The sequence below is a fragment of the Cellulomonas xiejunii genome (assembly GCF_024508315.1).
GTDB lineage: Bacteria > Actinomycetota > Actinomycetes > Actinomycetales > Cellulomonadaceae > Cellulomonas > Cellulomonas xiejunii.
The window spans coordinates 2,114,157-2,138,505 of record NZ_CP101987.1; the positions used below are offsets into that span (position 1 = coordinate 2,114,157).

26 protein-coding genes and 1 tRNA gene are annotated in these 24,349 nt (G+C 73.9%); 6 read left to right on the plus strand and 21 right to left on the minus strand.

Annotated features, from left to right (window positions below; translation table 11 throughout):
• The first annotated feature begins 107 nt into the window (after positions 1 to 107).
• The gene (gene mqo, locus NP048_RS09675; RefSeq protein ID WP_227575417.1) at positions 108 to 1,595 is read left to right on the plus strand and encodes a malate dehydrogenase (quinone); all 1,488 of its coding nucleotides are present in this window, start codon (positions 108 to 110) and stop codon (positions 1,593 to 1,595) included.
• Between the two features lie 4 nt (positions 1,596 to 1,599).
• The gene (locus tag NP048_RS09680; RefSeq protein ID WP_372456766.1) at positions 1,600 to 1,917 is read left to right on the plus strand and encodes a hypothetical protein; all 318 of its coding nucleotides are present in this window, start codon (positions 1,600 to 1,602) and stop codon (positions 1,915 to 1,917) included.
• Between the two features lie 49 nt (positions 1,918 to 1,966).
• Here NP048_RS09680 and NP048_RS09685 read toward each other — a convergent pair whose 3' ends face one another.
• From NP048_RS09685 to NP048_RS09720, 8 genes are all read right to left on the minus strand, one after another.
• Positions 1,967 to 2,242: a DUF2277 domain-containing protein gene (locus NP048_RS09685; protein ID WP_227575418.1), complete on the minus strand. Its 276-nt coding sequence runs from the start codon at positions 2,240 to 2,242 to the stop codon at positions 1,967 to 1,969.
• Between the two features lie 11 nt (positions 2,243 to 2,253).
• Positions 2,254 to 2,901: a methylated-DNA--[protein]-cysteine S-methyltransferase gene (locus tag NP048_RS09690; protein WP_227575419.1), complete on the minus strand. Its 648-nt coding sequence runs from the start codon at positions 2,899 to 2,901 to the stop codon at positions 2,254 to 2,256.
• Positions 2,898 to 3,392 carry an RNA polymerase sigma factor gene (locus tag NP048_RS09695; protein WP_227575420.1) on the minus strand — a complete coding sequence of 165 codons (495 nt, stop codon included), beginning with the start codon at positions 3,390 to 3,392 and terminating at the stop codon, positions 2,898 to 2,900. The genes NP048_RS09690 and NP048_RS09695 overlap by 4 nt, the downstream gene beginning before the upstream one ends.
• A 67-nt stretch (positions 3,393 to 3,459) precedes the next feature.
• Positions 3,460 to 4,296 carry an aldo/keto reductase gene (locus NP048_RS09700; RefSeq protein ID WP_227575421.1) on the minus strand — a complete coding sequence of 279 codons (837 nt, stop codon included), beginning with the start codon at positions 4,294 to 4,296 and terminating at the stop codon, positions 3,460 to 3,462.
• Between the two features lie 114 nt (positions 4,297 to 4,410).
• Positions 4,411 to 5,706 (minus strand): MFS transporter, encoded by a 1,296-nt coding sequence (locus tag NP048_RS09705; RefSeq protein ID WP_227575422.1) that lies wholly within the window; start codon positions 5,704 to 5,706, stop codon positions 4,411 to 4,413.
• Positions 5,707 to 5,767: 61 nt separating this feature from the next.
• Positions 5,768 to 6,517, minus strand: coding sequence for a succinate dehydrogenase/fumarate reductase iron-sulfur subunit (locus tag NP048_RS09710; protein ID WP_227575423.1), 750 nt, complete (start codon positions 6,515 to 6,517; stop codon positions 5,768 to 5,770).
• Entirely contained in the window at positions 6,514 to 8,523 is a 2,010-nt protein-coding gene (locus tag NP048_RS09715) for a fumarate reductase/succinate dehydrogenase flavoprotein subunit (RefSeq protein WP_227575424.1), read from the minus strand. The genes NP048_RS09710 and NP048_RS09715 overlap by 4 nt, the downstream gene beginning before the upstream one ends.
• On the minus strand, positions 8,520 to 9,266 hold the full coding sequence (locus tag NP048_RS09720) for a succinate dehydrogenase cytochrome b subunit (RefSeq protein ID WP_227575425.1): 747 nt from the start codon (positions 9,264 to 9,266) through the stop codon (positions 8,520 to 8,522). Before NP048_RS09720 ends, NP048_RS09715 begins: the two co-directional genes overlap by 4 nt.
• A 301-nt stretch (positions 9,267 to 9,567) precedes the next feature.
• Here NP048_RS09720 and NP048_RS09725 point away from each other — a divergent pair, with 301 nt between their 5' ends.
• Together NP048_RS09725 and NP048_RS09730 are read left to right on the plus strand one after the other, a co-directional pair.
• The gene (locus NP048_RS09725; protein WP_227575426.1) at positions 9,568 to 10,200 is read left to right on the plus strand and encodes a DUF2231 domain-containing protein; all 633 of its coding nucleotides are present in this window, start codon (positions 9,568 to 9,570) and stop codon (positions 10,198 to 10,200) included.
• 151 nt (positions 10,201 to 10,351) lie between these two features.
• On the plus strand, positions 10,352 to 11,500 hold the full coding sequence (locus NP048_RS09730; protein ID WP_256769256.1) for a Fic family protein: 1,149 nt from the start codon (positions 10,352 to 10,354) through the stop codon (positions 11,498 to 11,500).
• 35 nt (positions 11,501 to 11,535) lie between these two features.
• Here NP048_RS09730 and NP048_RS09735 read toward each other — a convergent pair whose 3' ends face one another.
• Entirely contained in the window at positions 11,536 to 12,216 is a 681-nt protein-coding gene (locus NP048_RS09735) for a phosphoribosyltransferase (RefSeq protein WP_227575428.1), read from the minus strand.
• Between the two features lie 142 nt (positions 12,217 to 12,358).
• On the opposite strand from NP048_RS09735, the gene NP048_RS09740 reads away from it, so the two are divergent.
• On the plus strand, positions 12,359 to 12,523 hold the full coding sequence (locus NP048_RS09740) for a hypothetical protein (RefSeq protein WP_227575429.1): 165 nt from the start codon (positions 12,359 to 12,361) through the stop codon (positions 12,521 to 12,523).
• Positions 12,524 to 12,544: 21 nt separating this feature from the next.
• Here NP048_RS09740 and NP048_RS09745 read toward each other — a convergent pair whose 3' ends face one another.
• Both NP048_RS09745 and NP048_RS09750 read right to left on the minus strand, forming a co-directional pair.
• Positions 12,545 to 13,324: a DUF899 family protein gene (locus NP048_RS09745; RefSeq protein WP_227575430.1), complete on the minus strand. Its 780-nt coding sequence runs from the start codon at positions 13,322 to 13,324 to the stop codon at positions 12,545 to 12,547.
• A gap of 166 nt (positions 13,325 to 13,490) precedes the next feature.
• Positions 13,491 to 14,444: a manganese catalase family protein gene (locus NP048_RS09750; protein ID WP_227575431.1), complete on the minus strand. Its 954-nt coding sequence runs from the start codon at positions 14,442 to 14,444 to the stop codon at positions 13,491 to 13,493.
• 178 nt (positions 14,445 to 14,622) lie between these two features.
• Between NP048_RS09750 and NP048_RS09755 the strand changes: the two genes are divergently transcribed.
• Complete coding sequence (locus tag NP048_RS09755) at positions 14,623 to 15,489, plus strand: universal stress protein (protein ID WP_227575432.1); 867 nt, start codon at positions 14,623 to 14,625, stop codon at positions 15,487 to 15,489.
• Positions 15,490 to 15,591: 102 nt separating this feature from the next.
• Here the strand turns inward: NP048_RS09755 and NP048_RS09760 are convergent.
• The 10 genes from NP048_RS09760 to NP048_RS09805 all read right to left on the minus strand — a co-directional run bounded on the left by NP048_RS09760 (position 15,592) and on the right by NP048_RS09805 (position 24,326).
• A tRNA-Pro gene (locus tag NP048_RS09760) sits at positions 15,592 to 15,665 on the minus strand.
• A gap of 92 nt (positions 15,666 to 15,757) precedes the next feature.
• Positions 15,758 to 16,816: a hypothetical protein gene (locus tag NP048_RS09765; RefSeq protein WP_227575433.1), complete on the minus strand. Its 1,059-nt coding sequence runs from the start codon at positions 16,814 to 16,816 to the stop codon at positions 15,758 to 15,760.
• A 7-nt stretch (positions 16,817 to 16,823) separates the two neighbouring features.
• Positions 16,824 to 18,398: a ribosome biogenesis GTPase Der gene (gene der / locus NP048_RS09770; protein ID WP_227575434.1), complete on the minus strand. Its 1,575-nt coding sequence runs from the start codon at positions 18,396 to 18,398 to the stop codon at positions 16,824 to 16,826.
• Positions 18,399 to 18,429: 31 nt separating this feature from the next.
• Positions 18,430 to 19,125: a lysophospholipid acyltransferase family protein gene (locus NP048_RS09775; protein ID WP_227575435.1), complete on the minus strand. Its 696-nt coding sequence runs from the start codon at positions 19,123 to 19,125 to the stop codon at positions 18,430 to 18,432.
• Positions 19,122 to 19,838, minus strand: a complete 717-nt coding sequence (cmk, locus tag NP048_RS09780) for a (d)CMP kinase (RefSeq protein WP_227575436.1) — start codon at positions 19,836 to 19,838, stop codon at positions 19,122 to 19,124. Before cmk ends, NP048_RS09775 begins: the two co-directional genes overlap by 4 nt.
• A complete protein-coding gene (locus NP048_RS09785; protein ID WP_227575437.1) occupies positions 19,820 to 20,929 on the minus strand; it encodes a prephenate dehydrogenase in 1,110 nt (369 codons plus the stop codon). The genes cmk and NP048_RS09785 overlap by 19 nt, the downstream gene beginning before the upstream one ends.
• Complete coding sequence (locus NP048_RS09790) at positions 20,926 to 21,804, minus strand: pseudouridine synthase (RefSeq protein WP_255619465.1); 879 nt, start codon at positions 21,802 to 21,804, stop codon at positions 20,926 to 20,928. Before NP048_RS09790 ends, NP048_RS09785 begins: the two co-directional genes overlap by 4 nt.
• On the minus strand, positions 21,801 to 22,529 hold the full coding sequence (scpB, locus tag NP048_RS09795) for an SMC-Scp complex subunit ScpB (RefSeq protein ID WP_255619466.1): 729 nt from the start codon (positions 22,527 to 22,529) through the stop codon (positions 21,801 to 21,803). Before scpB ends, NP048_RS09790 begins: the two co-directional genes overlap by 4 nt.
• Entirely contained in the window at positions 22,526 to 23,479 is a 954-nt protein-coding gene (locus NP048_RS09800) for a segregation and condensation protein A (protein WP_372456767.1), read from the minus strand. Before NP048_RS09800 ends, scpB begins: the two co-directional genes overlap by 4 nt.
• Entirely contained in the window at positions 23,463 to 24,326 is an 864-nt protein-coding gene (locus NP048_RS09805; protein ID WP_227575438.1) for a ParA family protein, read from the minus strand. The genes NP048_RS09800 and NP048_RS09805 overlap by 17 nt, the downstream gene beginning before the upstream one ends.
• Between the last annotated feature and the right edge of the window lie 23 nt (positions 24,327 to 24,349).

A 24,349-nucleotide genomic window follows, 5' to 3' on the forward strand; every position in this document is an offset into this window, starting at 1 on the left:
GAGCGTCGCGCCAGGTCAGATTGCCGGATGTGACCAAAGTCCCATGGGACAAACATCACATGACTCGGCCTGGGCGACGCCTCGGCACCGACCTAAAGTCGCCAGACGTGGCTCCTGGAACGCACGACACCGCCGACGTCGACGTCCTCCTCGTGGGCGGAGGCATCATGAGCGCGACCCTCGCGTCGCTGCTCGGGAGCCTCGAGCCCAGCTGGCGCATCGAGGTCCACGAGCGGCTCGACGCCCCCGCGCTGGAGAGCTCCAACCCGTGGAACAACGCGGGCACCGGGCACGCGGCCCTCTGCGAGCTGAACTACACGCCGCAGCGCCCTGACGGCACCGTCGACGTCACCAAGGCCGTGACGATCAACGAGCAGTACGAGCTCTCACGCGAGCTGTGGCACCACCTCGCCGCCGCAGGCCGCCTGCCGGGCGCCGAGAACGCCGTGACGACGACCCCGCACCTGACGTTCGTGCGCGGGGCCGCCGACGTCGAGTACCTGCGCCGACGCTGGGAGGCCCTGCGTCAGCACCACCTCTTCGCGGACCTCGAGTTCACCACCGACCCCGCCGTCATCGCCCGCTGGGCGCCGCTGCTGGTGGCCGACCGCACGGACGACGAGCCGATCGCCGCGACGCGCGCCACCTGGGGAACCGACGTCGACTTCGGCTCCCTGACACGCGCGATGCTCACCGACGCCGTCGCACGCGGGGCCGCCCTGCACACCAGCAGCGAGGTCACGCGCCTCAAGCGGCTGCGTGACGGCCGCTGGCGCGTCACCGTCGTGGACCGGCGCTGGAACGGCCGACCGCCGCGGACCCTCACCGCACGCTTCGTGTTCGTCGGCGCCGGCGGTGGCGCCCTGCACCTGCTGCAGCGCTCGCGGATCAAGGAGATCCGTGGCTACGCGGGCTTCCCGATCAGCGGCCAGTTCCTGCGGACCACCAACCCGCGGCTCGTCGAGCAGCACCGGGCCAAGGTCTACGGCAAGGCCGCGATCGGTGCGCCGCCTATGTCGGTGCCTCACCTGGACGCGCGCACGGTCGACGGCGGCCAGGCGCTGATGTTCGGGCCGTACGCGGGCTGGAGCATGAAGTTCCTCAAGCGCGGCTCCTGGACGGACCTGCTGCGCTCGATCCGCCCCGGCAACCTCGTGCCCATGCTCGCGGTCGGGCTGCGCAACATGAACCTCGTGACGTACCTGCTGCGGGAGGTCACCGCGAGCGACACCGCGCGGCTGCGCTCGCTGCGCGCCTACATGCCGTCGGCGCACCCCCGCGACTGGGAGCTCATCACCGCCGGGCAGCGCGTCCAGGTCATCAAGCGCGGCAAGGGCGGGGGCGTGCTGGAGTTCGGCACGGAGCTGGTGGCCTCGGCCGACGGCTCGATCGCCGGGCTCCTGGGCGCGTCGCCGGGGGCCTCGACCGCGGTCGCCACGATGCTCGACCTCCTCGACCGGTGCTTCCCGGACCGCGCCGAGACGTGGCGTCCCCAGCTGCAGCGGCTGATGCCCAGCCTGGGCGGCGGCGAGTGGGACGCGGCGCTCGAGCTGCACCAGCTCGTGGACGACGGGACGCTGACGGGCGGACACTGACCTCGTGCAGAACGAGGACAGCGCCCACGGCGCCGACATCCCGCCCGGGGACCTGCCCGTCCCGGTGAGCGCGCCCATGCGGCACGCCAAGGTCCGTGCGTACACCGATCACACGACGGTCGGCCAGGTCGTGGTCGACCCCGACGGGGGCGTGACGATCGGGTGCGCGTGCGGCATGACGCTCACGAACGGGCCCGGCTGGTCGCTCGACGAGCACATCCGGCTGCACCGTGCAGAGGCCCGGTTCCTCGCACTGTCGGCCGTCGCACCGCCGGGCATCCCCCGGCTGATCGGCTCGCTGCCGCCCGCGTCCGCCGACTGAGCGGCTCCGCTCCGGGCGGAGGCGTCGCGCGGTACGGGCAGCTGGTCCCTCAGCCGGCTTCGCGGGCCGCGACCCGGGCGGCGACCTCGGGCCGTCGCAGCGGCGGCACGGTCGTCGGCGGGCGTCGCCGCTCCGGCAGGTCCTCCAGCAGGTGCGCCGTGATGTGGGCGATCTCGGCGACGGCGCGCTCGAACGGCTCACGCGTGGCGTCCGACAGCTGCTGGACCCCCGTGACCTTGCGCACGTACTGGCGAGCCGCCGCTTCGATCTCCGCGTCGGTGGCGTGCGGCTCCAGGCCGCGCAGCGTCGTGATGTTCCTGCACATGCCAGCCGAAACTACGCCTCGGGTGCGCCGGAAACCAGAGGAGTGCGCTCGAGCGCCAGCAGCGTGCGCTTCGCCTCGTCGCCGCCCACGTACCGGCCGGTCGACCCGTCCGAGCGCACGACGCGGTGGCAGGGCACGAGCAGGGGCACCGGGTTGAGGGCGCACGCGGTCGCCACGGCGCGGACGGCCGCGGGCCGCCCCACGGCGGCGGCGACCTGCGTGTAGGACGCCGTGGTGCCGTAGGCGATGCGCGGCAGCGCCTCGACCACGTCGCGCCGCAGGCCTCGGGCCAGGCGCAGGTCGACCGGGACGTCGAACGACGTCCGGCTCCCCGTGAAGTACTCGTCGAGCTGACGCAGCACCGGGTCGAGGCGGTCGCCACCCTCGAGCACCCGAGGGCTCACGCGTGCCGCGAGGTCGTCCAGCACCGCGTCGTGGCCCTGGACCTCGAAGGCCACGCGCAGCACGCCCGCGTCGCCCGCCGCCACGAGCACCCGGCCGACGGGCGAGTCGACGACCCGGTACGCCACGTCCAGCAGTCCCTCGTCCTGCGCTCGTGCGACCAGGCGCGCGTGCAGGACCGCCAGCAGCCGTTCCTCGTGGGTGCCGGCGAGCGTGTCGCGCACGTCCCCGCCCCGTCCGTCCTGCACGGTGCTCATCGCGCCTCCCTGGCTCCGTAGATGCGGCGCAGAGCCGCCACGCCGTCCGCGCCTGCGCGCCGCGCCGCCGCGTCGGTGCCGCCGACGAGGCCCGCGACCTCGGCGTACGGCAGCCCGCCGAGGTGGTGGAGCACGACGACCCGTCGCTGCTTGTCCGGCAGGGCGCGCACGGCCTGCCACAGGTCGAGGTCCCGCTCCCCCGGCCCGGCCACGGCACCGAGCAGCGGGACGCCGTCCAGCGCGCCCGGCTCCGCGACGGGTGCCGCCTGCCGCGTTCGTCGGCGCAGCTCGTCGATCGCCTTGCGACGAGCCACGGTCACGAGCCACGCCTCGACGTTGACGTCCGCGGGCAGCCCCGGCCACGCGCGCAGCGCCGCGAGGAAGGTCTCGGACCATGCGTCCTGGGCGTCGTGCCCGGCGAGCACCGCGCGGCAGACGCGCAGGACGGTGCCGCCGTGCACACGCACGACGTCCTCGAACGGACCGTTCATCCTCACAGTGTGCAGACGCGCGCCCCGCCCCGGACGTGAGGTCCGGGGCGGGGCGCGTCAGTCCGCGTCAGCGCATCTGGGAGAACGCCGCCGTCGCCGGGTCCGCACCGAGGCGCTCGTCGGAGTCGAGGGCGTCGATCGCGGCGACGTCCTGCGCCGTGAGGTCGAACGAGAAGAGGTCCAGGTTCGACCGGATGCGCTCGGGCGTCACGGACTTGGGGATGACGATCCGCCCGGCCTGCACGTGCCAGCGCAGGGCGACCTGGCCGGTCGTGACGCCCAGCCGCTCGGCGACCGTCGTGATCGCGTCGGCCTGCAGGTCCTTGCCCCGGCCCAGCGGCGAGTAGGCCTGGACCGCGATGCCGTGACCCGTGGAGGCGTCCTGGGTGGGTCGCTGCTGGAATGTCGGGTGCACCTCGACCTGGTTGACGGCCGGCACGACGTCCGTCTCGCGCACGAGCCGGTCGAGGTGCTCCGGCAGGAAGTTCGACACGCCGATCGCACGCACCGCGCCGTCGGCGAGCAGCTTCTCGAAGGCACGCCACGTCTCCACGTACAGGTCCTTGCTGGGCACCGGCCAGTGGATCAGGTACAGGTCCACGACGTCGAGCCCGAGCTCGCGGCGGCTGTCCTCGAACGCCCGCAGTGCCTGCTCGTAGCCCTGGTCTCCGTTGCGCAGCTTCGTGGTGACGAACACCTCGTCCCGCGGCAGGCCGCACGCGCGCACGGCGGCGCCGACGCCCGCCTCGTTGTAGTAGCCGGCAGCGGTGTCGATGTGGCGGTACCCGGCCGCGAGGGCGTCCTCGACGGTCCGCTGCGTCTGCTCGGGCTCCACCTGGAAGGTCCCGAAGCCGACCTGCGGGATCTCGATGCCGTCGTTCAGGGTGATCGTGGGAGAGGTCATGCGTCATTGTCACCGGGCCGGCAGCAGCCGCGCGCGCAGTGCCCTGCACAGGGCCCTGCGCGGTGCGCGCTGCACCGCACTCGGCGACCTCACGCCCGGGGAGGTGGGTCGGGCTCAGCCCGTCGGGGTCGTGCGGCCCCCGCGCCGGGAGACCACGACCACGGCCGTCGCGCCGAGCAGACCCACCACCGCCGCCGCTACCGCGATGCCGGAGTACCCCACCACCTGCAGCCCCACCCCGGCGAGCAGCCCGCCGCCGGCGCCGGCGAGCGACATCATCGCGTCCGACAGCCCTTGCACCGCCACCCGGTCGGCCCGCGGCACGGCACCGCTGACGATGCTCGAGCCCGCGACCGTCGCCGCCGACCAGCCGAGCCCCACCAGCGCGAGCCCGACCGTCACGGCCACGTGGTCACCGCCCGCCGCGCCGCAGACTGCGGCTCCGAGCACCAGGACGAGAAGTCCTGCGACGAGCGTCGGGCGCGAACCGACCGCGTCGGCCAGCAGGCCCATGAGCGGAGCGAAGGCGAACATCGCCCCCAGGTGGAGGCTGATCGTCAGGCCGACCGCGGAGATGGACCCCCCGTGGTCCTCCAGGTGCACGGACGTCACCGACATCACGGCGACCATCACCCCGTGCGCGGTCAGCACGCCGACGACGGCCGCAGCCGCGCGCGGGTGCCGCCGCAGCGTCGTCAGCGCGCTGCGCAGCGGCACGTGCGGCCGCGTCCCGGGAGCACCGCTCCGGCGGCCCGCGACGTCCAGCGGGTCCGGCCGCAGCCCCACCTGCACCACCACGAGCGCACCGAGCAGACCGGCGGCCGCGAACACGAAGACGCCGGCCATCGGTGGCAGGCCGGTGAGCCGCGCCACCTGCTCGTCGAGGTGGACGAGGTTGGGCCCGACGACCGCACCGACCGTGCTCGCCCAGACCACCACGGACAGGTCACGCGATCGCGTGGTCGGCGTCGACAGGTCCGTGGCGGCGAAGCGGGACTGCAGTGTGACCGCCGCCCCGACGCCCAGGAGGGCACCGGCGACGAGCAGAAGGGGGAAGAACGCGAGCACGGCTGCGAGCACGATGCCGATGGCGCCCGCCGCGGCGAGCGCCAGACCCGTGGACAGCGCGCGTCGTCGGCCGTGCGCGACGGCCAGGCGTGCGAGCGCGAGGGACCCCAGGGCTGCGCCGAGCGTCGAGGCGGTCGTCACGGACCCGGCCCACGCCCGGACGCCGGACAGGTCCACGGCCAGCAGCGACCCGACCGACACGACCGAGCCCGCGGCCAGGCCGCCGAGCACCTGCGCCGCCGCGAGGACCGCGACCGTGCGGCGGCGCAGTCTGTCGACGTGGACGGGCGGTCCTGCGTGTTCGACGGCGAGGGGTGTCGTGCCGTCGTCGGGTGTGGTCACGGCGCGACGCTAACGCACCCGCCGTGGGGGTCGTGGGCTCCCAGCGGTCGCCCGGTGGCGGTCAGCTCGCGCGGCCCCGCAGGAACGCCCGCATGCGCTCCTTGCCGACCGCGGCGATCGCGGTCAGGGGGATACCCGCCGGGCACACCAGCGCGCACTCTCCGTACGTGGAGCACGGCCCGAAGTCGTGCTCCATCTGGTCGACCATCGCCACCGCACGCCGTCCGCGCTCCTGGCGCGTCTGCGGCAGCGCCGCCAGGTGCGTCAGCTTGGCGCCGGTGAACAGCGACGCCGAGCCGTTGGGGCACGCCGCCACGCACGCGCCGCAGCCGATGCAGGCCGCAAAGTCGAGGGCCATCTCGGCGGTCTCGTGGTCGATGCGGGTCGTGTCGGCGTCGGGCGCGGTACCGGCGTCGACGGCCACGTGCCCACCGGCCTGGATGACGCGGTCGAGCGCCGAACGGTCCACCACGAGGTCCTTGACCACGGGGAACGCCGCAGAGCGCAGCGGCTCGAGGACGATGTGGTCGCCGTCGGCGAACGAGCGCACGTGCTGCTCGCACGACGGGGTGTTCGCCTCCGGGCCGTGAGGGCGCCCGTCGACGTTCACGCCGCAGCACCCGCAGATGCCCTCACGGCAGTCGGACTCGAACGCGACCGGTTCGCGGCCCTCCTCGACCAGCTGGTCGTTGAGCCGGTCCAGCAGCTCCAGCAGGGTCATCTCCGCCGTCGCGTCGGTGACGACGTACGACTCGAACGCGCCGGGCGATGCGGCGTCGGGCTGACGCCAGACGTCAAGGGTGAGCTTCACGCGTAGTTCCTCGTCTGCAGCGGCACGGCCTGGAACGTGAGCGGTTCGTCGTGCCGGACGAACCGTCCGTCGGTGGCGTCGGGAGCCGGTGACTCCCACGCCGAGACCCGGCACCACGCCGCGTCGTCGCGCAGCGCCTCGCCGTCGGGTGTCTGGTGGTCGGCACGGAAGTGCGCGCCGCAGCTCTCGTCCCGGTCGAGCCCGTCGACGCACAGCAGCTCGGCCATCTCGAGGTAGTCCGCGACGCGGCCCGCACGCTCGAGCTCCTGGTTGAGTGCCGTCCCCTCCCCCAGGACGCGCACGTCACGCCAGAACTCCTCGCGCAGCGCGCGGATCTCGGTGATGCCCTGGGAGAGGCCCTCAGGCGTGCGGCTCACGCCGGCGCAGCGGTAGAGGATCTCTCCCAGCCGGCGGTGGAACCGGTCCGGACCCTGCGTGCCCTCGTTCTTCAGGAGCCGCTGCGTCCGCGCCTCGACCGCCTCGACCGCGTCGAGCACGGCGTCGTCGTCCAGCGCCAGCGGGGGTGTGCCCAGCAGGGGTGCCAGGTACCCGGGCACCGCGTACGGCAGGGTGAACCACCCGTCGACGCACGCCGAGAGCAACGAGTTGGCGCCCAGTCGGTTGGCCCCGTGGTAGCCCCAGCCGACCTCTCCCCCGACGAACAGCCCGGGGACCGACGTCATCAGGTCGTAGTCGGACCACAGCCCGCCCATGGCGAAGTGCGCGCCCGGTGCGATGCGCATGGGGGTGCGCAACGGGTCGTCCCCCGTCGCCTGCTCGTACATGTGGAACAGGTTCGAGTACCGCGACATCACGGTCGCGCGCCCCAGCCGCGCGATCGCGTCGGCGAAGTCGAGGTAGACCGCGTTCTTCAGCGGGCCCACCCCGAAGCCGGCGTCGATGCGCTCGCGTGCGGCCCGCGACGCGACGTCGCGCGGCGTGAGGTTGCCGTACGTCGGGTAGCGACGCTCGAGGTAGTAGTCCCGCTCGTCCTCGGGGATGTCGGCGGGCGCTCGGTCGTCGTCGGCGCGCACCGGGACCCAGATCCGGCCGTCGTTGCGCAGGGACTCCGACATGAGGATCGTCTTGGACTGCCACTCGCTCATCAGCGGCAGCGCCGTGGGGTGGAACTGGATGAACGACGGGTTGGCGAAGTGGGCACCCCGCTTGTGGGCGCGCCACGCGGCCGTCGCGTTCGAGTTCTTCGCCAGGGTCGACTTGCAGTAGATGTTCCCGTAGCCCCCCGTGGCCAGGACGACGGCGTGCGCGGTGACCGCGCGGACCTCGCCCGTGACCAGGTCGCGCACGACGATGCCCTGCGCGCGGCCGTCCGCGACGACGAGGTCGAGCATCTCCTGGCGCGTGTGCAGCGTGACCGTCCCGCGGGCCACCTGCCGCAGCAGCGCGTTGGCCCCTGCGACCTGCAGCTGCTGGCCCGTCTGCCCGCGCGTGTAGTACGTCCGCGAGACCTGCACACCGCCGAAGGACCGGGTGGCGAGCTCTCCGCCGTACTCGCGCGCGAAGGGCGCACCGATCGCGTTCATGTGGTCGATGACGCGGACCGACTCCTGACCGAGCCGGTAGGCGTCGGCCTCGCGCCCACGGAAGTCCCCGCCCTTGACGGTGTCCTTCACGAACCGGTGGACGGAGTCGTTGTCGACCTTGCGCGCCCGTGCGGCGTTGATGCCGCCCTGCGCGGCGACCGAGTGCGCACGACGCGGGGCGTCGTGGATGGTGAAGCACTCCACCTGGTAGCCCAGCTCACCGAGCGCGGCCGCGGCACCCGCTCCGGCCAGGCCGGTCCCGACGACGATCACGGTGAACTTGCGACGGTTGGCGGGCGCGACCAGGTCGTAGTGCAGCCGCCGGTCGTCCCACGCCTGCTCGGCGGGCACGTCGGGGACCTTGCCGTCGAGCGGGCTGCCGACGGTGCGTACCGCCTCGGGTTCGAGCACAGGCGTCGTCTCCCTCTGGGTGGTGTCCGGCCGGGTCGTGTCGTCGGTCATGCCACGACTCCCGTCAGCACGGCGATCGGGATGACGAGGTTCCCCACGAGGATCAGGAGCCCGACGATCCCGGCGACCGCGGCGCCGGTGGCGCGCAGCCGGCGGCCGGTCGCGCCCAGGTCGTTGACCACGCTCCACAGGCCGTGCGCGAGGTGCAGCGTCAGGGTGCCGATCGCGAGGATGTAGAACGCCGCGACCGCAGGCCGCTGGAACGAGCTCACGATGTTGGCGTACGCCTGGCCGGCGACGAACTCGTCCGTCGCGGCGGGCTGGGTCCCGGTCGTGATGTCCAGGACGTGGAAGACGACGAAGAGCAGCAGGACCGTGCCGGTGACGAGCATGCTGCGCGCCTGGAAGCTGCGCAGCCCGCGCAGCCCCTGGCGGCGGTGCGGACCCCGGGCGGCACGCGCGCGGCGCCGGAGCACCACCCCCGCCCCCACGTGGGCGACCAGAGCCGCGAGCATGACGACGCGGAAGATCCAGATGAACCACCCGTGCGGGACGAGGGGCGCCAGCAGGTCCTCGTGCAGCCAGTGGGCGTACCCGTCGAGCTGCTCGGGGCCGAGGAAGATCTTGAGGTTCCCGACGAGGTGCACGACCGCGAAGACGACCAGGACGCTGCCCGTGACCGCCATGACGGCCTTGAGCGCCCAGGTCGCGGGCCGCGGGGGCGGGCTCGTCGCGGGTCGGGCGACCGCGGGAGGGCGGTTCGGTTGGGGGCGCGTGCTGGTCGGGACTGCCACCGCTGCTTGACCTCCGTGTCGACCGGCGCCGCGGGGAACGCGGCGTCCAGCACGTCGACACTTTCACCGCCGACGACGCCCCAGGTGGGACCGGAGTCCCGCGTGCGCACGGGGGGGCTCCCCCGGTCCGTCCGTCCCCCGCCCGTCAGGGCCGGGGGTTTCGTCGTTGTCGTGCCGGTCTCGGCGCTAGGTTCCGTTATCTCCGCTGCCGTCCCGGTCGTCCGGTTCGCTGACCTGCGGGCACCGGGCCTCCGTGAGACGCTCGACGACGTCCACACCCGTCGCCGACAGGGAGGTCCCGATGACCCGCACGGACGACCGGTCCGCAGCCCTCCGAGCAGTCCGGTCCCTCGAGGACAGCCCCGCGCTCGACCCCGTCATCGACCGCGTGCGGCCCGTCGTGGCCGACCTGCTCGCGCGCCGGCCCGACGCGGCAGACCTGCTCCACGGGCGTCCGCTGGGGCACGCGCTCCACCCCGTCCTGACGGACGTCCCCATCGGGCTGTGGTCCAGCGCGGTGGTGCTGGACGTCACCGGCGGCCCGTCGGCACGCCCGCACAGCGAGCGGCTCATCGGGCTGGGCATCCTCGCCGCGCTGCCCACGGCGCTCACCGGCGTCGCGGACTGGGCCGTGTCGGGCAGGCGAACCCGGCGGGTCGGGTCGGCCCACGCCGCCCTGAACTCCGTCGGGCTCGGCCTCTTCACCGCCTCCTGGGTGCTGCGTCGGCGGGGTGCGCACACCTGGGGTGTCGTCGCGTCGCTCGCCGCCACGGGGCTCGTGGGCGCGGGTGGCTACCTCGGCGGGCACATGACGTCGCGGCTCGGCGCGCCGCCGCGTGGCCTGAGCGGGCCGCCCACCACCCGCCCGACACCCGACGCCGACGAGGTGGAGGTCGGCGCGGCTCCCGACGACGGCGGGCCTGCGGCCGTCTGACGGTGAACGCGCCGTGCACCGGGGAGGGCCCCTCCCCCGGTCACCGCCCGCCGTTACCAATGGATATCGATGGATCCGATGGTAACGTCGTCGGGTGGCAACGGTTGACGCAAGGTCGCCGGACGGGTGGCCCAGGTTCTCCACCGAGACGGTGCCGTGGGAGTCCGCGGACGCGGGCTACGGCCCGCGCGCCGCTCGCCGTGCCCACGTCGGGCCCTACGAGGCCGCGGTGCCGCCGACCATCGCCGACGCCCCCGTGCACCTGCCGTCGGCCACCACCGCGCTGGTCGCCGAGGCGTCCGCCGAGGTCGCACGCTTCGACGGCGAGACGCACGCCGCCACGACGTCGTTCGCCGCCCTCCTGCTGCGCACCGAGGCGGCCAGCTCCTCCCAGATCGAGAACCTCACGTCCTCGCCCCGCGCCGTCGCGCTGGCCGAGCTGGGGCGGCGCGGCCGGGCGAACGCCGACGAGATCGTCGCCAACGTGGCGGCGATGACCCAGGCGCTGCAGGTGGCCGACCGCCTCGACGGCGCCGCGGTCCTCGCGATGCACCGCGCGCTGATGATCGGCCACATGCCGGGGGACGCCGGACGCTGGCGCGACCAGCAGGTCTGGATCGGTGGCGGGTCCCGCAGCCCGCACGGCGCCGCCTACGTCGCTCCCGTCCACGGGCGCGTCCCCGACGCCGTCGACGACCTCACGGCGTTCATGGCGCGCGACGACGTCCCGCTGCTCGCCCAGGCCGCGCTGACCCACGCCCACTTCGAGGCGATCCACCCCTTCCCCGACGGCAACGGCCGCACCGGCCGCGCGCTGCTGCACGCCCAGCTGCGCCACGGAGGCCTCACGCGTGAGGCCATCGTCCCGGTCTCGGCCGGCCTGCTCGCCGACACCGACCGGTACTTCCAGGCCCTCACCGCCTACCGCGACGGGGACGTCGAACCCATCGTCACCGAGGTCGCGCAGGCGGTGTTCCCTGCCCTGGCGAGCTCCCGGCGCCTCATCGGCGACGTCACCGAGGCGCGCGCCGCGTGGGGCGAGCGGATCCGCGCACGACGCGGCGCCGCCGCCTGGGCCCTGGCGGACCTGGTGACCACCCGTCCGGTGGTCGACGCGCGTCTCGCTGCCGAGCACCTGGGTGTCTCGACGGTCAACGCCCAGCTCGCGATCGACCGCCTCGTCGAGGCCGGCGTGCTCGAGCAGATCGGCCACGGCAGCCGGGACCGGGTGTGGCAGGCCGGTGACGTTCTCGCTGCGATGGAGCGCTTCGCGGACAGGTCGCACCGCCGGACGTGGTGACGCCCGCTCTTCACGTCCGTCCGACGCTGGTCGCGTCACGCACCGGGCGAGGCCGCCCCTCCCCCGGTCACGAGCAGCGCCCGCACCTCGTCGTCGGTGGGCGGGTCGAAGTCGACGTACGCCTGCCCGACGGCCCGGAAAGCGGTTGGTCGCCGCACGCAGACGACCTCGTCGGCCTCGCGCGCCAGGGCCGCGCACGCGCCGGTGGATCCGACCGGCACGGCCACGACGACGCGCGCCGGAGCGTGGCTGCGGACGGCCGCGACCGCGGCGCGCATGGTCGCGCCGGTCGCCAGCCCGTCGTCCACGAGCACCACGACGCGACCGCGGACGTCCGGCGCGGGGCGCCCGTCGCGGTACGCGGCCTCGCGGCGGCGCAGCTCGACGAGCTCCCGGCGGCGCACGCGGTCGAGGTCGTCCGCCGTGACACGTGCCTGCGCCTGGACCCGGCGCTCGTGCACCAGCTCGACCGCGTCGCCGATACCGGCGATGGCACCCATCGCGACCTCGGGATGGCCGGGGAGTCCGAGCTTGCGGACGACGACGACGTCCAGCGGTGCGCCGAGCGCCGCGGCGACCGGAGCCGCGACCGGCACCCCGCCGCGCGGCAGCGCGAGGACGAGGACCCGGGCGTCGTGCGCGTGGGCGGCGAGATGACGCGCGAGGTCGCGCCCGGCAGCGGCGCGGTCGGGGTAGGGCCTGGGCGTGTCGGGCATGCGCGCGACCTCCCGGTGCGCACGACGGCCTGACAGCGCCGCGACGCACCGTCGACGACAGTCCCCAGCGTGCGCCCGTCAGGGGACGTCGGCAACGACGCAGACGCATGCTGGTGCGACGCGAACGATCGAGGTGGTCACGGTGGTCGATCCCGACGACCCGCGCGAGCAGATCCAGGTCGCCGTGCTCCTGGCGAACGGGCGGCTGGCGGGACGCCGGTTCGCGGACCGGGCCGAGGCGGAGGCCTGGGCGCAGCCCGGCGAGGAGGTCGTCGAGCTCGACCTCGTCGGCGAGTGCGACCGGTAGGTGCCCTGCGCGCGTCGCACGTCAGTGGTGGTGGTCGTGCCTGCCCAACGTCTCGGCTGCCGTCACGCCCGGCCGGGTCCACTGCGGGACCGGACGGCCCGTGGGACCCCACGTCGCGTGCCCGTCCACGTCGGTGCGCCAGTACCAGCACGGCTCGTTGCCCTGGGGCCAGCCGTCGGGCACGTCCTGCCACGCCTCGCGTCGTCCGTAGGGCGTCAGGTCGAGCAGGCTGAACGACCCCGCCGCCTGCTCGACGCCCCGGCCGGTCGTCGAGTACGTGAGGAACACGCGGTCGCCGTCGCGCAGGAAGCAGGCGAAAGAACCCATGTCCCCGCCGATCGGCTCGTCGAGGCCGCGCACCGAGTACCAGGGTTGCGTGTACCCCATGAACTCCAGGTAGGGGGCGACCTCGTCCCACGGTCCTGTCGTGAGGATCGCGAAGGACACGCCCCGTGCGTCGAGGTAGACCGCGTCCTTGAGGTGCCACGCGGAGACGGTGCAGCCCTCGCACTGCCCCTGGTGCGGCGCGCCGTCGTGCCACATGTGCTGGTACACGAGCAGCTCGTCGTGGCCGGCGAACAGGTCGAGGAAGGGAACGGCGCCGTCGGGGCCGACGACCTCGACGGTCCCGTCGAGCTCCACCATCGGCAGGCGCCGCCGCTCGGCCGCGAGCGCGTCGCCGGCGCGGGTGTGCGCCTTCTCGCGGACGAGCAGCGCGTCGCGGGCCGCCTGCCAGGTGGCCGGGTCGACGACGGCCGGGCGGCCGGGCAAGGAGGTCGGGGGTTCGTGCGTGGTGGTCATGGTCCCTCCGCGGGCGGGTGTGGGCGGGCACCGCGGTCCGGCGCCCTGGCCCCCGGGTACAGACACCGGGCGCGGCCGGAACTCATCGCGTGACGTGCGACGACCGGTCCGGAGTTCCGGACCGGTCGTCGCACCAGCGGACGTCTCTGCGCCCGCCGCAGCTCGACTACGGCTCGACGGGGCCGAAGAGCGGCTGCACCTCCGCCATCTCGAGGTCTGCGGTCGCCTGGATGAGCGAGAGGAGCTCGGGGTCCAGCCCTGGCGAGAACTCCTCGTAACGCTCCTCCGCGATGGTGATCGGCACACCGGCCGGGGCCTGCTCGCTCGCGTCGAGCTGCGTGCCGTCCTTCGACGGGGACATCCCCTGGAAGATCTTGCCCGCCTCGGACGCCGCCGTGAGGTCGAACGAGTACTGCTTGCTCTGCAGGCCGAGATCGAGGAGCTTCTTGACCTCGGGGAACCTCTCGGCGTTCGTCTTGGGGATCGGCAGGACCTTCGCCCAGTCGACACCCAGGGTCTCGAGGGCCCGCGCGTAGGCGTTCTCGTGGGCCTGGTCGCGGACGATGAGGTAGGCGATCGTCGACCGGGCGGTCTTGTTGTCCGTCATCTCGTAGATGCGGCACTTCTGCAGCCGGCCGGTGGACTCGAGCATGAGGTTGTACAGCAGGTCCAGGACGAGGTTGCCGGAGTTGTAGACGTAGGACCCGCTCCACGGGTTGCCCGCCGCGTCGACCGGCAGGGCACCCTGGGCCGCGACCAGGTAGTGGTGGATGTTGCTCTGGTCGAGCGCGATGCTCAGGGGGGTGTCACCGCCTGCGCCCGGGGTGTCGAGCGGGTCCGTCTTCTTGCCCTGGTAGCGGGGTGACCCGTCGAGCAGCCGTGCGATGGTCGTGCCGATCAGCTCCACGTGGCTGATCTCCTCCGTGCCGATCCCCTGCAGCAGGTCGCGGTAGGGCTTACCGGCAGGTCCACGGAAGTTGATGCTCTGGAACAGGTACTGCATCATCGTCCGCATCTCGCCGAACTGCCCTCCCAGGCCCTCCTGGAGCGCGTTGGCGGCGGCCGGGTCCGGCTCGTCGGGGACGATCTCGTTGATCAGGCGCTGGACGTGCAGGTACATGACTACCCCTTCGCGATGTCGAAGTGTGAGACGCCCCACACTCCTCCCCCACGACGGATCCGGCATCTCGGGCGCGTGACGACGGCACCGCATGGGCCCTTCGTCACGCCGACACGCTCTGGCGAGGGCAGAATCTGGAGAAGAGCACGAATTCGACCACTTGAGCGGAGGGGTCACGATGGTCGACGGACCCGTGGTCATCGCCCTGGACGGCGGGGAGCACAGCGCCACCACGCTGCAGTGGGGCCTGGCAGAGGCAGAACGGCGCGAGGCGGACGTGCTGCTCGTCCGCGCCTGGCAGGAACCGTACGAGGTCACGCCGTGGGGCTGGTACGCGCCCCTGGGCGCTCTGGGGGTCGACGTGGAGGCGCAGGGCTACCTCGACGCCCAGAAGGCGCGCGCGGCGGCCCGGTACCCGCGGCTGCGCATCGAGGCCCGTGCGATCCAGGGCGCGGTGGTCCCCGCGCTGCTCGCGGTCGCCGAGGGCGCACAGCTGCTGGTGATCGGCTCCAGCGGCCGCGCCGACGGGTCCCGCCTGGGCAGTGCGACCGGGCACGTCGCTGCGCACGCGCCGGTCCCGGTGGCGGTGGTCCGGGACGCTCCGGCCGACGCGCCGGCGGGGCCCGTGGTCGTCGGCGTCGACGGCTCCGCGGCCTCCCTCGTCGCGGTGCGGACCGCCGCACGTGCGGCGCAGTCGCGGGACGTCCCGCTCGTTCTCGTGCACGCCCGACCGACCGTGGTCGACCCGTACGGCACCCACGACACACCCGCGCCGATCCCGCCGCAGGAGGCCGGCGCAGCGCACCACGCCGTGGCCCGGCTCGCCGAGGACCTGCGCGACGAGCACCCCGGGCTGCGCGTCGAGGTCGAGGTGGTCGAGGACCACCCCGCGCACGCGCTGGTCACGCTGTCGCGCAGCAGCGACTTGGTCGTGGTCGGCTGCCGCGGGCTCGGCGCGTTCCGCGGCATGCTGCTGGGCTCGGTCAGCCACGACGTCCTGCGCAACGCGTCGTCGAGCGTGCTGGTCAGCCGGTCGGCGTCCTGAGGCCTCCAGGCCGGCAGACGCACGGCGCCCTGCACAACGGCGCCCTGCACAGCAAAGGCTCGTCCCGGCGTCCGGGACGAGCCTTTGACCTGCACATCTCTGTCGGGCTGACAGGATTTGAACCTGCGACCCCTTGACCCCCAGTCAAGTGCGCTACCAAGCTGCGCCACAGCCCGTTGGCTCCCGCAGAAGCCTCGAAGACTCTATCGCACCCGACGCCGTCGCTCGGACCAGATACTGCAGGAGGCGTGTCACAGCACCCGCGACGTCAGGCGCTCGCGTCCCTCTCCTCACGCCGCCGCCGCAGCACCTCGAGCTCCGCGCCGACGACGCCCAGGACGACCAGGTCGACGAGCAGGCCCCACGACGCGTCCCACTGCGAGAGGCGGAACAGGAAGAACTGCGTCACCAGCAGGCTGACCAGCACCGCGCGGCGGAACCACAGGTACCCGTCGACCGCGTCGTGGCGGACCCGAACCAGCCCGACGCATGCGAGCACCACGCTCGCCGCGCCCGTGACCAGGGCGCCGGCGACCACCCAGCCCGGGGAGTCGTCACCGCTCCACCACCGGTACACGGCGCCGCTGACGGTCACCGCGGAGGTCCCGACCAGCACGGCCACGGCGAGCCACGGCACGAACCGCGCCCGCACCAGCGTGTGCAGCACGCGCACGACCGTCGACGCCACGATCCCGACGGGGTCCGGCAGCTCGGCGTGGTCGAGCTCGATGCTCCGCAGCAGCGCCCGGGTCTCGCGGGCACCGGGCACGTCCCCCGCGTCGGCCAGGCGCGCCTCCGCGCGACTGCGCGCGGCCGGCGTGAACCCCCCGACGACGCCGGCCACCGCCTCGTCGACCGCGCCGGCGAGCGCCTCGCGCGGGTCACGGGCGCGGCGGCTGTGCAGCGCGTCGGCGACGAGCCCCAGGCCGACCACCGTCGCGTAGATGATCGCGGCGGTCGGCTCGTAGAAGTAGTCGTTGTCGGAGGTCACGAACTTGCCGACCTCGTCGACGAACAGGCCGAACCCGATGCCACCGACGAGTGCCCCCAGCGGGCGCGCGGAGGGCCCGACGTACGAGAGCAGCAGCACGAAGCCGAGTGCCATCAACAACCCGCCCCACAGCACGTGCGCGATGTGCAGGGAGTCCCCACCGAGCTGCGGGTACCCGGTGGCCGCGAGCAGCGCACGCGTGGCCAGGACGGTCACCCCGGTCGCGACGAGGAACGTGGCGAGGTGGCGTGGGCCTCGGGGGTCGCGCGGCAGCCCGAGGCGCAGCATCACGTGCGTCGCCGCGCGCGCGGCGTCCTCGGGCTGCCGGGCTCTCACCCTCGCGTCACCGCTTGCGCTTCTCGCGGACGCGCACGGAGATCGTGATGGGCGTGCCCTCGAACCCGAAGGTCTCACGCAGGCGACGCTCGATGAACCGCCGGTACGTCGGCTCGAGGAAGCCGCTGGCGAAGATGACGAACCGGGGCGGGCGCGTCGAGGCCTGGGTGGCGAACAGGATGCGCGGCTGCTTGCCGCCGCGCAGCGGGTGCGGGTGGGCGGACACGAGCTCGCCCAGGAACGCGTTGAGACGCCCGGTGGAGATGCGGGTGTCCCAGGACGCGAGCGCGCGCTCCAGGGCCGGCACGAGCCGGTCCGTGTGCCAGCCCGTGCGCGCGGAGACGTTCACGCGGGGCGCCCACTGCACCTGCACGAGCTGCTGCTCGATCTCCCGCTCGAGGAAGGGACGGCGGTCGTCGTCCATGAGGTCCCACTTGTTGTACGCCACGACCAGCGCGCGCCCGGCGTCGATGACCTGCTGGACGATGCGGATGTCCTGCTCGGTCATGGGCGCCGACGCGTCGACCAGCACGACCGCGACCTCGGCCTTCTCGACCGCCGCCTGGGTGCGCAGCGAGGCGTAGAAGTCCGCGCCGGACGTCTGGTGCACCCGGCGTCGGATGCCCGCGGTGTCGACGAAGACCCACGGCTTGCCGCCGAGGGCGACGAGCTCGTCGACGGGGTCGCGCGTGGTGCCGGCGACGTCGTCGACGACGACGCGCTCGGAGCCGACGACCTTGTTCAGCAGGGAGGACTTGCCGACGTTGGGACGTCCGACGAGCGCGACGCGGCGCGGACCGTCCGGCAGCGGCGTGGCGTGCGCCGAGACGGTCGGCAGGGCGGCCATGGCGGCGTCGAGCAGGTCACCGGTCCCCCGGCCGTGCAGTGCGGAGATGGGGTGCGGCTGGCCCAGGCCGAGGGACCACAGCGTGGCCGCGTCGGCCTCGACCGCGGGGCCGTCGACCTTGTTGGCGACGAGCACGACGGGCTTGCCGGAGCGCCGCAGCAGCCGGACGACCTGCTCGTCGGTGTCGGTGGAGCCGACCGTGGCGTCCACGACGAACAGGACCGCGTCGGCCAGCTCGATCGCGACCTCCGCCTGTTGGGCGACCCGCTTGTGGATGCCGGCGACGTCGACCTCCCACCCGCCCGTGTCGACGAGGGTGAAGCGGCGTCCCGACCACTCGGCGGGGTAGCTGACGCGGTCGCGCGTGACGCCCGGGTTGTCCTCGACGACCGCCTCGCGCCGCCCGATGATGCGGTTGACGAGAGTCGACTTGCCGACGTTCGGGCGCCCGACGACGGCAAGCACGGGCAGCGTCGTGGCGACCTCACGCTCGTCGTCCGTGACCTCGCCCTCGAGGAGCGCGAGGTCCTCGTCGGCGAGGTCGTACTCGGCGAGTCCCGCGAGCAGGGCGCGCTCGCGCGCCGCGTCGTCGGCACCGTCCTGCGCCAGGTCGAGGCCGTCCGGCGCGTCGTCGGCACCCTGCGGTGCGGCGTCGCCCAGGGGTGCGGCGGGGTCGGCGAGGCCGACACGGTCGTCGTCCGAGGCGTGCGTCGTGGTGGGGTCCGGCTGCTCCATGGGCCCATTGTCCCCCGACGGGAGAGGCAGGTCAGACCACGGCGTGCGCGTCGTCCTCCGGCAGCCGCACGCCCGTGCGGTCCTGCGCGGCCACCACGAGGTCCGCGAGCGCGTCGCGGATCGCCGTGGCGGCGTGGTCGATGGCCGCGCGCCGCGACCCGCCTGCGCTGCTGACGTCGATCGGCTCGCCGAACTCCACGTACAGCTTGCGGCGCAGCGGGGGCAGCCCGCGTCGGGCGTCACCGGTGCGGCGGGTGCCGAGGATCGCGACGGGCACGACCGGCGCGTGCCCGTTCACCGCGAGCCACGCGGCGCCCGCGCGGACCTGCTCGACGGCGCCGCTGCCGCGCGTCCCCTCGGGGAAGATGCCGACCGGGCCACCGCGTCGCAGCACGCCGAGAGCGGCCTGCAGGGCGGGACGTGCCATGGCCCGGTCGACGGGGATCTGCCCCGCGGCGCGCAGGAACGTGCCGAGCGGGCCCCGGAACATCTCCGTCTTGATCAGGACGTGCAGCCCGCGCGGGGAGGTCCCGACGAGCAGCGGCCCGTCGAGGGCGGTCACGTGGTTGGCGGCGAGGACGACCGGACCGGTGGCCGGGACGTGCTCGGCGCCCGTGACGTGCGCGTCCCACACGACGTGGGCGAGGAACCACCCGACCCAGCGGGACCACGCGGGTCCGCGCGTCGACGGCACGTGCGGCGCGGTGTCCTTGCCGGTGCGTGTCATGCCCGTGCTCCCCGCGCGCGCTCGACGACGTCGAGGACGGCCTCGACGGTCTGCTCGAGGTCGAGGTCCGAGGAGTCGACGGTGACGACACCGTCGGCGGCGACCTGGAACTGCACGACGGTGGAGTCGTCGGCGTCGCGGCGCACGACCTGGTCGCGGGTCGCGGAGAGGGCTGCCGCGTCGGCGGTGCCGTGCAGCTCGCGGGCCCGGCGTGCGAGCCGCGCCTCCTCGGAGGCGGTCAGCAGGACCCGCACGTCGGCGTCGGGGGCGACGACCGTGGTGATGTCCCGCCCTTCGGCAACGACACCCCGGCCGTCGGACCAGCCGCCCGTGCGCTCGGCCTCGATGACGGCGCGCTGACGACGTCCCAGCTCGGCGCGTGCCTCGAGGTTGGTGGCGACGGCGCTGACGCGCGACGAGATCTCGGTCGTGCGGATCGCGACGCCCACGTCGCGCCCGTCGACGACGACGGTGGGGCCGTCCGGGTCGACGCCCACGACGAGCGGGAGGTCCCGCACCGCCTGCGCGACGGCGACCTGGTCGGTCAGGGGCACCCCCTGGTCCAGGCACCACCACGTGGCGGCCCGGTACATCGCCCCCGTGTCGAGGAACGCCAGGCCGAGACGACGCGCGACCTCGCGCGACACGCTCGACTTGCCGGACCCCGACGGCCCGTCCACCGCGACGACGGTGCTCACGTCACCAACCTCCATCCCCGAGCGGTCAGCTCGGTCTCCAGGTGCTCGGCCCGGGCGGGCAGCACCGCGATCGACGCCATGCCGACCGGGCGTCCCGCGGCGTGCTCGAGCCGCAGGTCCTCCAGGTTCACGCCGGCTCCTCCGACGTCGCCGAGCAGGCGCGCCAGCTCGCCCGGCACGTCCGGGACCAGCACGGTGACCACGGCGTACTGCTTGCTGGCCCCGCCGTGCTTGCCGGGGATGCGCGCGGCGCCCGTGCCGCCGTCGGCGATGGCCCGGGCGATCGTCGCGAGCGCGCCGAGCTCCACGTCCTCCGGGCCGGTGGCCGCCGCGGCGAGGTCGAGGGCGCCGACGACGACGTCGAGGTCGTCGCGCAGCGCGACGAGGACGTCGCGGACGGCGGCGGCGTTGGCCGCGAGGATCGACGTCCACAGCGCCGGGTCGGACGCCGCCAGGCGCGTCACGTCGCGCAGGCCCTGCCCCGCGAGCGCGAGCGCGTCCTCGTCGACGCCCCGCAGCCGTGCCGCGACGAGCGAGGAGGCGAGCTGGGGGACGTGCGAGACGACGGCGACGGCCGCGTCGTGCTCGTCGGCGTCCATGGTGACCGGCACGGCACCCACGTCGACCGCGAGGTGCCGCACGGTCAGCAGCGCGTCGGGACGGGACACGCCGGAGTCCGTGATGACCCACGGCCGGCCGAGGAAGAGGTCGGGGACCGCGGCGGACGGGCCCGAGCGCTCCCGCCCGGCCATGGGGTGCGACCCGACGTACCGGGTCAGGTCGGCGCCGCAGGCCCGCAGCTCGTCCAGGACGTGTCCCTTGACGCTCGCGACGTCCGTCACGACCGCCTCGGGATGCTCCGCGAGCGCGGTGGCCACCGCGTCGGCGGTGACGTCGGGCGGGGCGGCGACGACGACGAGGACCGGCGAGGGTGTGGACGCGTCGACGGGTGATCCTGCACCCACGTCGCGCGCGAGTGCGAGCGCCGTGCGCGAGGGGTCCTGGAGCTGCACGTCGACGCCGTGCTGCCGCAGCGCCAGCCCGAGCGACGCGCCGAGCAGGCCCGTGCCGACGACGCGGACGGGCCCGGCGGTGGCGATCGTCACATGCCCACCGCCGTCATGAGCGACCCGACCTCCGTCTTCGACAGGACGCGCGTGCGGCCGGGCCGCAGGTCACCGAGGCGGATGGGACCGATGCGGGTGCGCACGAGGCGGGCGACGGGGTGCCCGACCTCCTCGAAGACGCGGCGCACGACGCGGTTGCGCCCTTCGTGGAGCACGACCTCGACGAGGCTCGCGTGGCTGGCGACCTGCACGATCTTGAACTCGTCGACCTGCACGGTCCCGTCCTCGAGCTCGATGCCGCGCTTGAGCTGCTGCCCGAGCGCCTCTCGGACGCGGCCCTCGACCTCGACGAGGTAGGTCTTGGGGACGCCGTGCGAGGGGTGCGCGAGCCGGTTGGCCAGCTCCCCGTCGTTGGTGAGGAGCAGCAGCCCTTCGGAGTCCGCGTCGAGCCGACCGACGTGGAAGAGCCGCTCCTCGCGGTTGGCGACGTACTGCGCGAGCGAGGGACGCCCTTCGGGGTCGTGCATGGTCGACACGACGCCCACGGGCTTGTTCAGCGCGAGGGTGATGATCGAGGAGTCGAGCTGGACGCGCATGCCGTCGAGGTGGATGACGGCGGTCGTCGGGTCGACCCGCACACCGAGCTCGGTGACCACCTGGCCGGCGACGGTGACGCGGCCGGCCGCGATCAGCTCCTCGCAGGCCCGGCGCGACCCGAGCCCGGCGGAGGCGAGGACCTTCTGCAGCCGGACGCCCTCCGGGTCGTGCACGTCGATGGGTTCGGCGACCTGTGCGCCGCGCCGCGACGGGCGCTGCGCGTTGCGCGCGCCGCGTCGTGCGCTCCCGCCGCCCGGGCGGCTCGCACCTTCTGCGCGCCCGCCACCTCGGTGACCACGCGCTCCCGTGCCGCTCATCGTGCGTCCTCTCGTCCGTGGTACGTGTCGATGCCCTCCATGGACTCGATGTCCGGCAGGTAGGGCGCCAGCGGGGGCAGCTCGTCGAGGCTCGACAGGCCCATCCGCTCCAAGAAGTATCCCGTGGTCCCGTACAGGACTGCACCAGTCGCCGCGTCCTGACCGACCTCGGCGACCAGTCCCCGGGTCGACAGGGTCCGCATGACGCCGTCGACGTTGACCCCGCGGACGGCCGAGACCTGGCCGCGGCTGACGGGCTGGCGGTACGCGACGACCGCGAGGGTCTCCAGCGCGGCCTGCGTGAGCCGCTGCGTCTGACCGTCGACGACGAAGCGTCCGACGACGTCCCCGTGGGCACCCGCCGAATAGATGCGCCAGCCGTCGGCGGCGCGGCGCAGCTCGAAGCCGCGCGGGCGACCGCCGTGCTCGCCGCGGTACTCGGCCGCGAGCTGCTCGAGCAGCTCCTCGACGTGCGCGGTGGGCAGCCCGAGCGTCGTCGCGAGCCGCACGGCGGGCACGGGCTCGTCGACGACCATGAGGACGGCCTCGAGGGCGGCGAGCGCTCCCCCGGGCAGCGTCTCCACGTCGAACGCGAGCTCGTCGGGCGCCGGCTCGTCGCGCGTGCCGTCGAACGACCCGTCGACGACGGCACCGCCCGTGACGGTCGAGGGCGGCTCCTCGTCGCCGGTGGTGCGGGTCGTGCCCGGTGGGACATTCTCGGTCATGCTCCGGCCTCCTCGTCGACGGGTGCCACGACGTCCTCGACGGGCAGCGGCGCGGCACCGTCCTCGCGATCGAAGTCGTCCGACACCGCGATCTCCCCGTCGTCGCTGCCCGTCCACCGCACGGTCAGCTCGCCGAGCGGCTCGACCTGGTCGAATCCGACCGCACCTTCGCGGAAGAGCTCCAGCAGCGCCAGGAAGCGCACGACCACGACGACCGGTTCCCCGGCGTCGGCGGTCAGCGCGCGGAACGTCGTCGCGCCGTGGCGCCGGAGCCGGTCGACCAGGACCGCCGCCTGCTCGCGGACGCTGACGCGCGGGGCGTGCAGGTGACTGATGTCGACACCGGGCGGCGGCGGCTTGGGTGCGAGCGCCCGCGCGGCGAGCACCGCGAGCTGCTCGGGCCCCATCTGCCAGACCAGCTCGGGCAGCAGCGCGGCCAGGTGCGGCTCGAGCGCGACGCTCCGGCCGTGGCGGCGCGCGCCGGCTTCGAGCTGGGCGGCCAGGTCCCCGGCGACGACCTTGTACGCGCGGTACTGCAGCAGGCGCGCGAAGAGCAGGTCGCGCGCCTCGAGCAGCTCGAGGTCCTCGGCGTCCTCCACCTGCGCGGACGGCAGGAGCCGTGCGGCCTTGAGGTCGAGCAGGGTCGCCGCGACGAGCAGGAACTCACTGGCCTGCGACAGGTCCCAGTCCCGACCGCCGAGTGCGGCGGCGCGCTCCCCGGCGCGGATGTGCGCGATGAACTCGTCGGTGACCTGCGCCAGCGCGATCTCGGTGATGTCGAGCTTGTGCTTGGCGATCAGGCCGAGCAGCAGGTCGAACGGGCCGGAGAACACGTCGAGGTGGACCTCGAACCCCGAGGACCCGGCGGGTGCGCTCTCCCCCGGCGCACCTTCCCCCGGCCTGCCCTGTCCGGTCGTGGCGTCGAGGACGCCCTCAGGCGGCGTCGCCACGCGCCACGAGCTCGCGGGCGAGCTGGCGGTAGGCCTCGGCACCGGCGTGCGTCGGCGCGTACTGGGTGATCGGCTCGGCGGCCACGGTCGCGTCGGGGAACTTGACCGTCCGGCCGATGACGGTGTGCAGGAGCGTGTCGCCGAACGCCTCGCGGACGCGCGTCACGACCTCGCGCGCGTGCAGGGTGCGCGAGTCGTACATCGTCGCCAGGATCCCGTCGACCTCGAGACGCGGGTTCAGCCGGTCGCGCACCTTCTCGATGGTCTCGATGAGCAGCGCGACGCCGCGCAGCGCGAAGAACTCGCACTCCAGCGGGATCAGCACGCCGTGCGACGCGGTGAGGGCGTTGACGGTCAGCAGACCGAGCGACGGCTGGCAGTCGATGAACACCACGTCGTAGTCGTCCATGACCGGCCGCAGGACACGCGCCAGGACCGACTCGCGCGCGACCTCGCCGACCAGCTGGACCTCAGCCGCCGAGAGGTCGATGTTGGCCGGCAGCAGGTCGAGGTTCGGTACGGCGGTGCGCCGGATGACCCCGTGGATGTCGGCGTCCCGCTCCATGAGCAGGTTGTAGATCGTGCGGTCCAGCTCGTGGGGGCTGATGCCCAGGCCCACGGACGCGGCGCCCTGCGGGTCGAAGTCCACGATGAGGACGCGCCGGCCGTACTCCGCGAGCGCGGCCGCGAGGTTGATGGTGGTCGTCGTCTTGCCGACGCCGCCCTTCTGGTTGCACATCGCGATGACCCGCGCAGGCCCGTGCGACGCCAACGGCGCGGGCACGGCAAAAGTGGGCAGCGGGCGTCCCACTACGTCGAGCGGCTGCTCGGTCGTCTCCTGGCTCATCGGCTCACCATCTGCTCCCCGTC

Excerpts from the sequence above, each read along its gene's own strand:
- NP048_RS09685 (WP_227575418.1), bottom strand. The coding sequence starts at position 2,242 with ATGTGCAGGAACATCACGACGCTGCGCGGCCTGGAGCCGCACGCCACC.
- NP048_RS09690 (WP_227575419.1), bottom strand. The coding sequence starts at position 2,901 with ATGAGCACCGTGCAGGACGGACGGGGCGGGGACGTGCGCGACACGCTC.
- NP048_RS09695 (WP_227575420.1), bottom strand. The coding sequence starts at position 3,392 with ATGAACGGTCCGTTCGAGGACGTCGTGCGTGTGCACGGCGGCACCGTC.
- NP048_RS09700 (WP_227575421.1), bottom strand. The coding sequence starts at position 4,296 with ATGACCTCTCCCACGATCACCCTGAACGACGGCATCGAGATCCCGCAG.
- NP048_RS09715 (WP_227575424.1), bottom strand. The coding sequence starts at position 8,523 with ATGACCGACGACACGACCCGGCCGGACACCACCCAGAGGGAGACGACG.
- NP048_RS09725 (WP_227575426.1), top strand. The coding sequence starts at position 9,568 with ATGACCCGCACGGACGACCGGTCCGCAGCCCTCCGAGCAGTCCGGTCC.
- NP048_RS09735 (WP_227575428.1), bottom strand. The coding sequence starts at position 12,216 with ATGCCCGACACGCCCAGGCCCTACCCCGACCGCGCCGCTGCCGGGCGC.
- NP048_RS09745 (WP_227575430.1), bottom strand. The coding sequence starts at position 13,324 with ATGACCACCACGCACGAACCCCCGACCTCCTTGCCCGGCCGCCCGGCC.
- NP048_RS09750 (WP_227575431.1), bottom strand. The coding sequence starts at position 14,444 with ATGTACCTGCACGTCCAGCGCCTGATCAACGAGATCGTCCCCGACGAG.
- NP048_RS09755 (WP_227575432.1), top strand. The coding sequence starts at position 14,623 with ATGGTCGACGGACCCGTGGTCATCGCCCTGGACGGCGGGGAGCACAGC.
- der (WP_227575434.1), bottom strand. The coding sequence starts at position 18,398 with ATGGAGCAGCCGGACCCCACCACGACGCACGCCTCGGACGACGACCGT.
- NP048_RS09775 (WP_227575435.1), bottom strand. The coding sequence starts at position 19,125 with ATGACACGCACCGGCAAGGACACCGCGCCGCACGTGCCGTCGACGCGC.
- cmk (WP_227575436.1), bottom strand. The coding sequence starts at position 19,838 with ATGGAGGTTGGTGACGTGAGCACCGTCGTCGCGGTGGACGGGCCGTCG.
- NP048_RS09790 (WP_255619465.1), bottom strand. The coding sequence starts at position 21,804 with ATGAGCGGCACGGGAGCGCGTGGTCACCGAGGTGGCGGGCGCGCAGAA.
- scpB (WP_255619466.1), bottom strand. The coding sequence starts at position 22,529 with ATGACCGAGAATGTCCCACCGGGCACGACCCGCACCACCGGCGACGAG.
- NP048_RS09805 (WP_227575438.1), bottom strand. The coding sequence starts at position 24,326 with ATGAGCCAGGAGACGACCGAGCAGCCGCTCGACGTAGTGGGACGCCCG.